This window comes from Clostridium sp. Cult2 (assembly GCF_021655075.1).
GTDB lineage: Bacteria > Bacillota > Clostridia > Tissierellales > Tepidimicrobiaceae > Schnuerera.
Window position 1 is genome coordinate 1 of the sequence record NZ_PPXX01000112.1, and the last position, 13,262, is coordinate 13,262.

Sequence of the window (13,262 nt, forward strand, 5' to 3'; positions counted from 1 at the left end):
CTAGTTATTTCTTTTTGAGTCATATTAAATATCTCCTCTCTCATATATGACATTTTATCAGAATGAATTTAATATGACATTATCATAGAATAATCATATTTTATAAAGAAAAGGGTTGTTTTAATTATATTTATATATTATAATGACAGTGAACTGTGAAAATAATATCAAACAATTATATATTGTCGGATGATAAATGCGGGAGAGACCAAAAAATTTGGCGCCGAAGGAATAAGTCATAAGATTTGCCATTTTATGATGACGATCTCAGGCAAAGGAACCGTGTTTTGACGAGACTCTGAAAAGCGTAGCACCGAAGGAGCAATCCATTTTATTTAGTGGGGAATCTCTCAGGTCATAAAACAGAGTAGAAGGCACGTAATATTTCCTTCTATTCTGTTTTTTTGTTATTTAAAAAAGTATTTTATGGGTAAAATATTTATGTATGAGATTAAAATAACGAAACTTGTTTTATTATGAAATTTTTATTATCATTATGGTATATAATAATTATCCAAATAATTATAAAATACCAAAACTTATCCAGAATAGAGGAAAACATTACATAATAAATGTGGGAATCTAACTTTTCAATAAACTGTGTTTAACATTACTTTTTACTTAAAAGAATATTTTTGAATTATTTTAGGCAAATTAAAGTAATGGATACCAACACAATAATCTTATCAAAAGGAGGAAAATCTATGATATATGATGTTGTCATTATAGGAGCAGGTCCTGCAGGATTAGCAGCTGGATTATATGCTTCAAGAGCTAGACTAAAAACCCTTATATTAGAAAAGGAAAAAGCTGGGGGACAAATCGTGTCAACAGCAGAAGTAGCAAATTATCCAGGTTCTATAGAAAATGCTACTGGTCCAACTTTAGTGGCTAGAATGGTAGAACAAGCAGAAGAATTTGGAGCAGAAAGAGTACTTGACACAATTAAAGAGATTGACCTAGAAGGGAAAGTAAAAGTATTAAAAGGAGAAAAAGGCGAATACCAAGCAAAAACTGTGATAATTGCAACAGGTGCCAATCCAAGACCTATTGGATGTCCTGGTGAAAAGGAACTGACAGGTAGAGGAGTTTCCTATTGTGCTACATGTGATGCTGCTTTCTTTGAAGACATGGAAGTATTTGTAGTAGGTGGTGGAGACACTGCTGTAGAAGAAGGTATGTACTTAACCAAATTTGCTAGAAAAGTAACTATTATCCATAGGAGAGATGAACTAAGAGCTGCAAAATCCATTCAAGAGAAAGCATTTAATAATGAAAAAATGGATTTCATGTGGGATTCAGTAGTAGAAGAGATAAAAGGCGATGGAATAGTTGAATCAATGGTAGTTAAAAATGTTAAAACGGGAGAATTGACTGAAATATTTGCTGATGAAGATGATGGAACATTTGGCATATTCCCATTTATTGGATTTATCCCAGCTACTGAACTATTTAAAGGGAAAATCACTTTAGAGAACGGATATATTCCAACAGATGCTGATATGAAGACCAGCCTTCCTGGAGTATTTGCTGCAGGAGATGTTAGAGTAAAATCATTAAGACAAGTTGTTACAGCAACTGCAGATGGTGCTATAGCAGCTGTTCAAGCAGAAAAATACATCAATGAAGTATTTGATGTTTAAAAAATAATTATAGGAGGGATACTTATGATAGAATTAGATAGAAAAAATTTTGAAGAAGAAGTTCTAAATGCAGAAGGATATGTTTTAGTTGATTATTGGGGTCCAACATGTGAACCATGTAAAGCATTAATGCCTCATGTTCACGAAATAGCAGAAAAATATGGTGATAAAATTAAATTTTGTTCACTAGACATTACAAAAGCTAGAAGAATGGCTATAAAACAAAAAGTGATGGGATTACCAGCGATAATAATATACAAAGATGGGGAAGAAGTTGAAAGATTAGCTGAATCTCAAGCCACAGCAACAGCTGTAGAAGAAATGGTTAAAAAATATGTTTAATTGGTTTTAATTCTGGGCTTCTGCCCAGAGTTAAGATATATGTTTTAAAATAAGGGGAGGTGAAATATATGCGTCTAGAATTAGGCCATGTGCTAATTAATGACGTTCAATTTGGTAAAGAAACCAAAATTGAGAGCGGGGTGCTTTATGTAAACAAAGAGGAATTGATAGCTTTAATTAAAGAAGATGAGCACCTTAAAGAAGTAGACGTAGAAATTGCAAAACCTGGTGAAAGCATAAGGATTACACCTGTTAAGGATGTAGTTGAACCAAGAGTTAAGGTTGATGGACCAGGAGGAATTTTCCCAGGAGTATTGTCAAAGGTTGATGTTGTAGGTAGTGGAAAAACTAATGTGCTAAAAGGTTGCGCAGTAGTTACTACAGGTAAAATTGTAGGTTTCCAAGAAGGGATTATTGATATGAAAGGACCAGGAGCAGATTATACCCCATTTTCAAAGTTAAATAATATAGTGTTAATCTGTGAACCTATAGATAATCTAAAACAACATGACCATGAAAGAGCAGTAAGATTTGCAGGTTTTAAAGCTGCTAAGTATTTAGCAGAAGCAGCTAAAGAGTTAACACCAGATAAGGTTGAAGTATATGAGACTTTGCCATTACTAGAAAGTGTATCAAAATATTCAGATTTGCCAAAAGTTGCATATGTTCAAATGCTTCAATCTCAAGGATTACTACATGACACTTATGTATATGGAGTAGACGCAAAACAAATAGTTCCAACATTGTTATATCCTACAGAAATAATGGATGGAGCTATAATAAGTGGTAACTGTGTTTCAGCTTGTGATAAGAATACAACTTATCATCATTTAAACAATCCAGTTGTTAAGGATTTATATGCTAAACACGGTAAGGAAATTAACTTCTTAGGAGTTATAATAACTAACGAAAACGTGTATCTAGCAGATAAAGAAAGATCATCAAACTGGACTGCTAAACTAGCAGAATATCTTGGATTAGATGGAGTTGTAATATCTCAAGAAGGTTTTGGAAACCCAGATACTGATTTAATAATGAACTGTAAGAAAATAGAACAAAAAGGCATTAAAACAGTTATTATTACTGACGAATATGCTGGTAGGGATGGGGCTAGCCAATCCTTAGCTGATGCAGACCCATTAGCTAATGCAGTTGTAACTGGTGGAAATGCCAACGAGGTTATAGAATTACCTCCAATGGACAAAGTAATAGGACATACAGAATTTATCGATATTATAGCTGGTGGTTTTGATGGTAGCCTTAAAGAAGATGGCTCCATAGTAGTAGAACTTCAAACTATAACAGGGGCAACAAATGAGCTAGGATTTAACAAAATGTCTGCGAAGGGATTCTAAGGATATAAAATACTTTGAAATAAAACAATGGAAATATTAAGAAAGGATGTGTAAAGATGTCGTTATTTGATGCTAACAAAAAAGTTATCATAATAGGCGATAGGGATGGTATACCAGGCCCAGCTATGGAAGAATGTATAAAGACTACAGATGCTGAAGTAGTTTTCTCATCTACTGAATGTTTTGTCTGAACTGCTGCAGGAGCTATGGACTTAGAAAATCAAAAGAGGGTTAAAGAGCTTACTGAAAAATATGGCGCAGAAAACATGATCGTATTAATAGGTGGAGCAGAAGCTGAAGCAGCTGGATTAGCAGCTGAAACAGTTACAGCAGGAGACCCAACTTTTGCAGGTCCATTAGCAGGAGTCCAGTTAGGACTTAGAGTATATCATGCAGTAGAACCAGAATTCAAAGAATCAGTAGACGCAGACGTTTATGATGAACAAATAGGTATGATGGAAATGGTTCTAGATGTTGATGATATCATAGAAGAAGTAAAAGGTATAAGAGAAGAATACGGTAAATTTAACGATTAATTCCCAACAAAAAAAGGAGAGGGGGGAAACTAATGGGGAAAATTAAAGTTGTCCATTATATAAATCAATTCTTTGCCGGAATCGGTGGAGAAGAAAAAGCACATATTAAACCAGAAGTTAGAGAAGAAATCATAGGACCAGGTATGGCAATAAATGCTGGATTCAAAGGTGAAGCTGAAATTGTTGCTACGATTATATGTGGTGACAGCTATTTTGGTGAAAACATTGAAGAAGCAAAAGCAGAAATATTAGAAATGGTTAAAAAATACAATCCAGATTTATTTATAGCAGGTCCAGCATTTAATGCAGGTAGATATGGAGTTGCATGTGGTACTATTACAGATGCAGTACAAAATGAATTAGGTATTCCATCGGTAACAGGAATGTATGAAGAAAACCCTGGAGCAGATATGTTTAAGAAGAGTGTTTATATAGTTTCTACAAAAAACTCTGCTGCAGGTATGAGAGATGCAGTTAAGAAGATGGTACCATTAGCTTTAAAAATTGCTAAAGGTGAAGAAATAGGTTCCCCAGAGGAAGAACATTATATACCAAGAGGAGTTAGAAAGAATTTCTTTGCTGATAAGAGAGGCTCAGAAAGAGCAGTTGATATGCTTATCAAAAAACTTAAAGGTGAAGAATTTGTTACTGAATTCCCAATGCCAGATTTTGATAGAGTTGATCCACAACCAGCAGTGAAGGATCTTTCAAAAGCTACAGTAGCTTTAGTAACTTCTGGTGGTATTGTACCAAAAGGAAATCCAGATCATATTGAATCTTCATCTGCTTCCAAATATGGAAAATATGACATAGAAGGATTTGAAAACTTAACAAGTGCTGACCATGAAACTGCTCATGGAGGATATGACCCAGTATATGCTAATGAAGATCCAGATAGAGTTTTACCAGTAGATGTATTAAGAGAAATGGAAAAGGAAGGTAAAATAGGTAAACTTCATAGATATTTCTATACTACAGTAGGTAATGGTACAGCAGTTGCAAGTGCTAAGAAATTTGCTGAAGAAATAGGAAAGGAATTAGTGGCTGATGGAGTAGATGCAGTTATACTAACTTCTACCTGAGGCACCTGTACACGTTGCGGTGCAACAATGGTAAAAGAAATTGAACGTGCAGGTCTACCTGTAGTTCATATGTGTACTGTAGTACCAATTTCATTAACTGTAGGAGCAAATAGAATTGTTCCAACAATTGCTATACCTCACCCACTAGGAAACCCAAACTTGGATTCTAAAGATGAAAAGGATCTAAGAAGAAAATTAGTTGAAAAGGCATTAAAAGCTTTAACAACTGAAGTTGAAGATCAAACTGTATTTGAAGATTAATAAATAAAAACTTAAAATGGGTGATGAAAATCACCCGTTTTATGTCTAAATATAAATTAATAGATATAATCAACGGAGGTGTAAGTATGAATTATCCTGTAGTAAAAGGGGCTGGCTATATTTTAGTCCATGCTGAAGATATGGTTATCCACAATGGAACAACCCAATCTACTGAAAGAGTTATAAATCCAGATTCCGAATATCTAAAAAAACTACCAAATCATTTACGTAGTTTTGATGAAGCAGTAAATTATCTACCAAACCAAGTTTATATTGGAAACTATAAACCAGAAGATTTAAAAAAGGTTGAACAACCTTGGCATAAAAGCCCATTAGAAGGTGCAGACAGATTTGGTAAATTCGGTGAAATTATGCCAGAAGATGAATTTATTGGACTTATCAAAATTGTGGATGTATTCGATTTGGTTAAATTAACTAAAGAATTTACTGGAGAAGTAAAAGCTAAATTGGAAGCTCATCCTTTGATTAAAGAAAGGAAAGATTTAATAGCTAGGCTTAAAACTGGAGATGAACTGTCTGATATTGAGAAGTTAATAGATGAACAAGGAGCTGAAGCTCTTATTACTGGCGGGAAAACTGTTGGATGTATAAAAAGAGCTCATGATGTAGATAGTAACCTAAGTGCTCATGTATTATTTGAAAATCTTGTATCCAAAGCTTCAGGAGTTTTAGCAGGCTTAAATCTTATTGCAAAAAATGATATTAATCCTGATGATGTAGAATATGTAATAGAATGTTCAGAAGAAGCTTGTGGAGATATGAATCAAAGGGGTGGCGGAAACTTCGCTAAAGCTATTGCTGAAATGGTTGGATTCAACAATGCAACTGGTTCCGATACTAGAGGATTTTGTGCAGCACCAACCCATTCTTTAATAGTTGCATCTTCTTTAGTTAAATCTGGAGCATTTAAAAATGTAGTAGTTCTAGCTGGTGGTTCAACTGCTAAACTTGGTATGAATGGTAAAAACCATGTGGAAAAAGATATGCCAATTCTTGAAGATGTAATTGGTGGATTTGCAGTATTAATATCTGAAAATGATGGTGTTAACCCAATATTAAGAACTGATTTAATAGGAAGACATACAGTAGGAACAGGTTCTTCACCACAGGCTGTAATGAGTGCTCTAGTTACAACCCCATTAGATAAAGGTAATTTAAAGATTACTGATATCGACAAATATTCAGTAGAAATGCAAAATCCAGATGTAACAAAACCAGCTGGAGCTGGAGATGTGCCAACAGCAAACTATAAGATGATTGGTGCATTAGGAGTAATGAGAAAAGACTTAGAAAGAGCACAAATTAATGATTTTATACAAGAACATGGTATGGATGGATGGGCACCAACTCAAGGTCATATTCCATCAGGAGTACCTTATCTAGGATTTGCCCGAGAAGATATGATAGAGGGCAAAGTTAATAGAGCTATGATAGTAGGAAAAGGTAGTTTATTCTTAGGAAGAATGACTAATTTATTTGATGGAGTATCCATTGTAATAGAAAAGAATCCAGGAATAGAAGATGAGGAAAAAGGTGTATCTGAAGAGGAAGTTAGGAAACTTGTAGCTGAAGCTATGAGAGATTTTGCTTCTCATCTGCTTCAGGATTAGAGGTGATAATATGGCAGAAAAAAATATTAAAAAGATGATTGGAAAAGTTTTTTCCGATATAGCAGATGCAGTAGAAACTGGTCAATTTGGTGAAAAAGTAAGAGTGGGTATAACTACTCTAGGAAGTGAACATGGTGTAGATAATCTAGTTAAGGGTGCAGAGATGGCTCAAGAAAGAGATTCTTCACTAGAAGTAGTATTAATTGGACCAAAGGTTGATTCTAAATTGACTCAAGTTATTGCAGAAACAGAAGAAGAAGGCTATAAAAAGATGGAAGAATTATTAGATAGTGGTGAAATAGACGCTTGTGTTACAATGCATTATAGCTTCCCTATTGGAGTTTCAACTGTAGGAAGAGTTGTAACACCTGGAAAAGGAAAAGAAATGATTTTAGCAACAACCACAGGAACATCTTCACCCCATAGAGTTGAAGCTATGGTTAAGAATGGTATTAGTGGAATTATTACAGCAAAAGCTATGGGAATTGAAAATCCTACAGTTGGAATATTGAATGTTGATGGTGCAAGACAAGTAGAGAGAGCTTTCAATGAATTAAGCGACAAAGGATATAAAATTAACCTTACGGAATCTATGAGAGCAGATGGCGGTAGCGTTATGAGAGGTAACGATTTACTTGCTGGGGTACCAGATATAATGGTTACAGATACATTGACAGGAAATATTTTAATGAAAGTATTTTCATCCTTTACAACAGGTGGAAGTTATGAATCTCTAGGTTATGGATATGGACCTGGAATTGGAGAAGACTATGATAGAGTAATATTGATATTATCAAGAGCTTCTGGAATACCTGTTGTTGCAAACGCTATTAGCTATGGCGCAAGTTTAATTAAAGGTAATGTAAAAGAAATAGCTAAAGCTGAATTTGTAAAAGCAAATAAAGCAGGGCTTAAGGACATACTAAAGGGATTAACAAAGGATACTAAAAAAACAGACGATGACGATGAAGAAGTAGTAGCACCACCATCAGAAACTGTAACTGGTACCATTTCCGGTATAGATATAATGGATTTAGAAGATGCGGTAAAAGTTTTATGGAAAGAAGGCATCTATGCTGAATCTGGAATGGGATGTACAGGACCGATTGTTATGGTAAATGAAGAGAGATTGGCAAAAGCTATAGAAGTACTATCAAAAGCAGGATATGTAGCAGGAGGTTCAGAACCCTGTTAAAACACTCCAAGACTCCAAGAGAACTTGGAGTGTTTTTATTGTTATCATTATTGTTCAATTGTAATTGTAGACTTTATACATTGATAAATAATACTTTGTATTATATAATATTATTATTAATACATATTCAAAATTAACAGAGTTTTATTAAAGGAATATACATGTGTGTTATTCAGAATAACGTACATGTATATGGGTATTAAATATTAAAATAAGACAAAAATGAAGGGGGAGTTAAAATTGAAAAAGCTAGTAGCTATTTCTATGGCAATAATGCTAGTAGTTTTGAGTTTAGTTGGATGTAGCGATCAAGCAGCTAGTAAGGGTCATGAAATTGCATTAATTACTGACAAGGGAAACATTGATGACAAATCCTTTAACCAAGGTGCTTGGGAAGGTGTAGTTGCTTTTGCAGAAAAAGAAAAAATCTCACATACCTATATCAAACCTGAAGAAGCTTCAGATGCAGGCTATTTAGCAGCTATTGACCTTGCTGTAGAAGGTGGAGCAAAGGTTGTTGTAACACCAGGGTTCTTGTTTGAAGTTTCAATATATGAGGCACAAACTAAATACCCAGATGTTAAGTTCATTCTTCTTGATGGAGCACCACACGATCCAGATTATACTGACTTTGTAACTAAAGAAAATGTTGCAAGTATTATGTACGCAGAGGAAGAGTCAGGATATCTTGCAGGTTACGCTGCAGTTATGGATGGAATGACTAAACTTGGGTTCATGGGCGGTATGGCTGTACCAGCTGTTCAGGCCTTTGGATATGGATATCTTCAAGGAGCTGAAGATGCAGCTACAGATCTTGGACTTCCTGATGATGCCATAGAAGTAACATACCATTATACTGGTAACTTTGAAGAAAATGATACAAATAAGGCAACTGCAAAAACTATGTACCAAGAAGGTACAGAAGTAATATTTGCATGTGGTGGATCAGTTGGTAAATCAGTTATGTCAGCAGCTAGTGAAGCAGGAGCAAAGGTTATTGGTGTTGACGTTGACCAAAGATATGATAGCGAAACTGTAATAACATCGGCAACAAAGGGTCTTGCAGCTTCTGTAATATCTGTTCTTGAAGCTATTTATAAAACAGAGAGTTGGGAAACCTATGGAGGTACAACAACATATTTCAACGCTGTTAATGACGGTGTAGGACTTCCAACTATTGTAATTGGTGATGAAAAGGCTGATGCATTTGATAGATTCGAATCCTTCGACAAGGAAGCCTATGATGAATTATTCCAAAAATTAGTAGATGGCGATGTTAAACCTATTCGTGAAATTGAAGTTGAAGATGCAACAGGATATGCTACTGCAGATGAACTTACAACTGCTTTAGATCTTGTAAAAGTTAAGGTTACTACAAGACAGTAATAGTAAATAGATTACCTGCCATATTGGCTAAGCCTTATGCAAGTAATATTCTGAAAATGGGGGAGGCTAAAATTTCCCCCCTTTTCTATATAAAAATTAATTAGAAGTAAAAAATACAATTGGTGAGAAGTGGTTAAAATGGAAAATTATATTATTGAAATGTTCAATATTACAAAAAAATTTCCGGGTATTATTGCTAATGACAATGTTACTTTAAAATTAAAAAAGGGAGAGATACATGCTCTTTTGGGAGAAAATGGGGCTGGAAAATCCACACTTATGAGTGTTCTCTTCGGTCTTTATCAACCTGAAAGTGGTGAAATAAGAAAAAATGGTGAAGTTGTTAATATTAATAATCCTAATGATGCCAATGCCTTGGGAATTGGAATGGTACATCAACACTTTAAGCTAGTGGAAATTTTTACTGTATTAGAAAATATTATTCTCGGCGTTGAGCCTAATAATATGGGTTTTCTAGAAATGAAGGAAGCTAGGGAAAAGGTTATAGAACTTAGTGAAAGATATGGGCTTATGGTTGATCCAGATGCTTATATAGAAAATATTACAGTAGGTATGCAGCAAAGAGTTGAAATTCTCAAAATGCTATATAGAGATAATGAGATTTTAATTTTTGATGAACCTACTGCTGTTTTGACTCCACAAGAGATTAAAGAAATTCTCCAGATTATGAGAGAGTTTGCTAAGGAAGGCAAATCCATACTTTTCATTACCCATAAGCTTAATGAAATTATGGAAGTTGCTGATAGATGTACAGTTCTTAGGAAGGGACAATGTGTCGGTACTGTAGATGTAAAAGATATCACCAAGGAAGAGCTTTCCAAGATGATGGTAGGCAGGGATATAAGCTTTAGTGTGGATAAAGAAGAAAGAGAACCAGGAGAAGTAGTTCTTTCAGTTAGAAATGTCACTGTAGCATCTAAAACCCACAAAAATTTTGCAGTGAAAAATGTTTCTTTTGATGTTAGAGCCGGGGAGATAGTATGTCTTGCTGGAATTGATGGGAACGGGCAGACAGAATTTGTTCATGCCCTGACTGGATTAGATAAGGTTAGTTCAGGCAGTATTACTTTATGCGGTCAGGATATAACTAAAGCATCTATTAGACAGCGTTCCATCATAGGGATGAGCCATATTCCTGAAGATAGGCATAAACATGGATTAGTATTGGATTACAAATTAGAGGAAAATCTAGTGCTTCAAAGATATTGGCAACCAGAATTTCAAAACAAAGGATTTATTAAGTTTGATTTAGTAAGAAAATATGCGGAAAAGCTTATAGATAAATATGATATTAGAGCTGGTCAAGGACCAGTAACTTTAGCAAGAAGCATGTCTGGAGGTAATCAGCAGAAGGCAATTATAGCAAGAGAAATTGACAAGGAACATGAACTTCTAGTGGCAGTACAACCTACAAGAGGTTTAGATGTAGGAGCTATAGAATATGTGCACAAACAGCTTATTGAAAGACGTGATGCAGGTAAGGCGGTATTTCTCGTATCATTAGAGCTAGAAGAAGTCATGAATATATCTGACCGCATTCTAGTCATATATGAAGGGGAGATTGTAGGGGAACTAAATCCAAAGACAACAACTGTTCAAGAGCTTGGACTTTACATGTCAGGCGCAAAACGTGATATGGTAAAGGAGATTAATAATGCAGGATAAAAACATTATATCTAATAAAAATAAGTTTGACATTAAAAAAATAACGCATAGCAGTGGGTTTTCTTCATTTACTGCAGCCCTAATGGCTATTTTTCTTGGCTTGATTTTCGGATTTCTTGTAATGATTATTGCATCACCTGGGAATGCCTTAGCAGGTTTTAGGTATATAGTTTCAGGAGGTTTCGGACGTATAGGGGATGTATTATATTTTGCAACACCCATACTAATGACAGGTCTATCTGTTGGATTTGCATTTAAGATGGGATTATTTAATATAGGAGCCTCAGGTCAATATACCATGGGGATGTTTTTTGCTCTTTATGTAGGTTTCATGTGGGACTTGCCAGGTAATATTCATTGGATTGTAGCTATATTGGCTGCTATGTTAGGAGGAATGCTTTGGGGCTTTATACCTGGAATTTTCAAAGCATTTCTAAATGTACATGAAGTAATTACATCTATAATGTTTAATTACATTGGCATGTATCTAGTGGATATGCTTATTCAAGGAAATTCTATCATGTATACATCTGAAAAGACTAGAACTAAATATTTACCAGCTGATGTACAGATACCACCTTTGGGGGTTGGAGATTCTAATGTAAACTTTGGAATTGTATTGGCAATTATAATAGGGATTATTCTATACATAGTCCTTGAAAAAACCACCTTTGGTTTCGAACTGAAAGCTTCAGGTTTTAATAAACATGCTAGTGAATATGCGGGAATGAAGGGTAAGAAAAATATCATTATTACCATGATAATCGCTGGAGGTCTTTCAGGTCTTGGAGGAGCATTTGCAATACTAGCTCCATCTGCCATAGCAGGTAGTAGCATGACCTATGAACCTATTAACATTATTGCTGCCAATGGCTTCAATGGTATAGCTGTTTCACTTTTGGGGAATTCTCATCCCATAGGAATTATTTTTTCGTCCATCTTTATTTCCCATATACAACGTGGTGGTACCCTAGCAAGTCTTGTAGGCTATAAACCAGAAATAATAGATGTGGTTATAGCTGTTATCATATATTTCTCAGCTTTTGCTATGATAATGAATACAGCATTAGCTAGATTTGTTAAGGGACGCTTTGGGAAGGGACATGAAACACAGGAAAGTGAATTGGCACCAGCTGTTTTAGATGAGGATTCTGATAATAAAACGAGGGGGGCAGAATAATGGATATTGTATATTATTTGATTCAAAATACACTTCCTGTAGCAATACCATTACTTCTTGTAGCATTAGGTGGTATGTTTAGTGAAACAAGTGGAGTTGTAAACATAGCCCTTGAGGGGATAATGCTTTTCGGGGCTTTTTTTGGAGCATTGTTTGTCTATTTTGTTCAAGACTTAGGTTTGAATCCACAAACTATTTTGATTTTAGGGATGTTGATTGCAGCAGTAGCGGGATTAATATATTCATTGCTTCTGTCTTTTGCAGCAGTTACTATGAAGACAAATCAGGTTATTACTGGTACTTCTCTTAATATGCTTATTCCAGCAGCAATTTTATTATTCTCAAAGATGTCCTTTAATAGTGATGGCATAACTACAAATGTAAACTTTTACATTAGAGAAATACCTGTTTTGGGAAGGATTCCTGTGCTGGGACAGATTTTTTTTCAGAAAACATATCTTACAGTAATAATCGGTTTAATATTTCTCGTAATAGCAATCATTATATTCTATAAGACTAGATTTGGCCTACGCCTCCGTGCATGTGGGGAGCATCCTCATGCTGCTGACTCTGTGGGTATAAATGTTCACAAAATGCGATATGTGGGTGTAAGTATTTCTGGTATTTTAGCTGGAATTGGGGGGTTTTTCTACTCCGTTGGAGTAATGGATGGAAACGTAAATGGACATACAGGGGTAGCAGGATTTGGGTTCTTAGCTTTAGCAGTAATGATTTTCGGACAATGGAGACCAGTAAGAATTCTTTTTGCAGCTTTGTTCTTTGCTTTCCTTAGAACCTTAGCATATTCAGTTTCTTTGATACCCTTTTTATACAAATTGGGAATCAATCAGACCTATTATAAGATGTTGCCATACTTAGCTACCATGGTGGTTCTTGCATTTACTTCAAAGAAATCAAGAGCACCTAAGGCAGCAGGAATTCCCTATGATAAATCCAGTAGGTAA

Annotated in this window: 11 protein-coding genes and 1 riboswitch; all 11 genes read left to right on the plus strand. The window is 35.0% G+C overall.

Annotated elements, in window-relative coordinates:
- Window positions 1–189 precede the first annotated feature (189 nt).
- Window positions 190–293, plus strand: a riboswitch (glycine riboswitch).
- A gap of 411 nt (window positions 294–704) precedes the next feature.
- The 11 genes from trxB (at window position 705) to C3E90_RS12340 (ending at window position 13,262) form a co-directional block, all read left to right on the plus strand.
- Complete coding sequence (gene trxB / locus C3E90_RS12290; RefSeq protein WP_236915965.1) at window positions 705–1,643, plus strand: thioredoxin-disulfide reductase; 939 nt, start codon at window positions 705–707, stop codon at window positions 1,641–1,643.
- A 24-nt stretch (window positions 1,644–1,667) separates the two neighbouring features.
- Window positions 1,668–1,985 (plus strand): thioredoxin TrxA, encoded by a 318-nt coding sequence (gene trxA / locus C3E90_RS12295; protein WP_236915966.1) that lies wholly within the window; start codon window positions 1,668–1,670, stop codon window positions 1,983–1,985.
- Between the two features lie 68 nt (window positions 1,986–2,053).
- On the plus strand, window positions 2,054–3,340 hold the full coding sequence (locus tag C3E90_RS12300; RefSeq protein WP_236915967.1) for a glycine/sarcosine/betaine reductase component B subunit: 1,287 nt from the start codon (window positions 2,054–2,056) through the stop codon (window positions 3,338–3,340).
- Between the two features lie 56 nt (window positions 3,341–3,396).
- Window positions 3,397–3,876, plus strand: a complete 480-nt coding sequence (gene grdA, locus C3E90_RS12305) for a glycine/sarcosine/betaine reductase complex selenoprotein A (RefSeq protein WP_236915968.1) — start codon at window positions 3,397–3,399, stop codon at window positions 3,874–3,876.
- Between the two features lie 32 nt (window positions 3,877–3,908).
- Entirely contained in the window at window positions 3,909–5,219 is a 1,311-nt protein-coding gene (gene grdB, locus C3E90_RS12310; RefSeq protein WP_236915969.1) for a glycine reductase complex selenoprotein B, read from the plus strand.
- An 86-nt stretch (window positions 5,220–5,305) separates the two neighbouring features.
- Window positions 5,306–6,850 (plus strand): glycine/sarcosine/betaine reductase complex component C subunit beta, encoded by a 1,545-nt coding sequence (gene grdC, locus C3E90_RS12315; protein WP_236915970.1) that lies wholly within the window; start codon window positions 5,306–5,308, stop codon window positions 6,848–6,850.
- Between the two features lie 10 nt (window positions 6,851–6,860).
- Window positions 6,861–8,045 carry a glycine/sarcosine/betaine reductase complex component C subunit alpha gene (gene grdD / locus C3E90_RS12320; protein WP_236915971.1) on the plus strand — a complete coding sequence of 395 codons (1,185 nt, stop codon included), beginning with the start codon at window positions 6,861–6,863 and terminating at the stop codon, window positions 8,043–8,045.
- A gap of 264 nt (window positions 8,046–8,309) precedes the next feature.
- The gene (locus C3E90_RS12325; protein WP_442870583.1) at window positions 8,310–9,431 is read left to right on the plus strand and encodes a BMP family lipoprotein; all 1,122 of its coding nucleotides are present in this window, start codon (window positions 8,310–8,312) and stop codon (window positions 9,429–9,431) included.
- Between the two features lie 138 nt (window positions 9,432–9,569).
- Entirely contained in the window at window positions 9,570–11,117 is a 1,548-nt protein-coding gene (locus C3E90_RS12330; RefSeq protein ID WP_236915973.1) for an ABC transporter ATP-binding protein, read from the plus strand.
- A complete protein-coding gene (locus C3E90_RS12335) occupies window positions 11,107–12,297 on the plus strand; it encodes an ABC transporter permease (RefSeq protein WP_236915974.1) in 1,191 nt (396 codons plus the stop codon). Before C3E90_RS12330 ends, C3E90_RS12335 begins: the two co-directional genes overlap by 11 nt.
- Window positions 12,297–13,262 carry an ABC transporter permease gene (locus C3E90_RS12340; RefSeq protein ID WP_236915975.1) on the plus strand — a complete coding sequence of 322 codons (966 nt, stop codon included), beginning with the start codon at window positions 12,297–12,299 and terminating at the stop codon, window positions 13,260–13,262. The genes C3E90_RS12335 and C3E90_RS12340 overlap by 1 nt, the downstream gene beginning before the upstream one ends.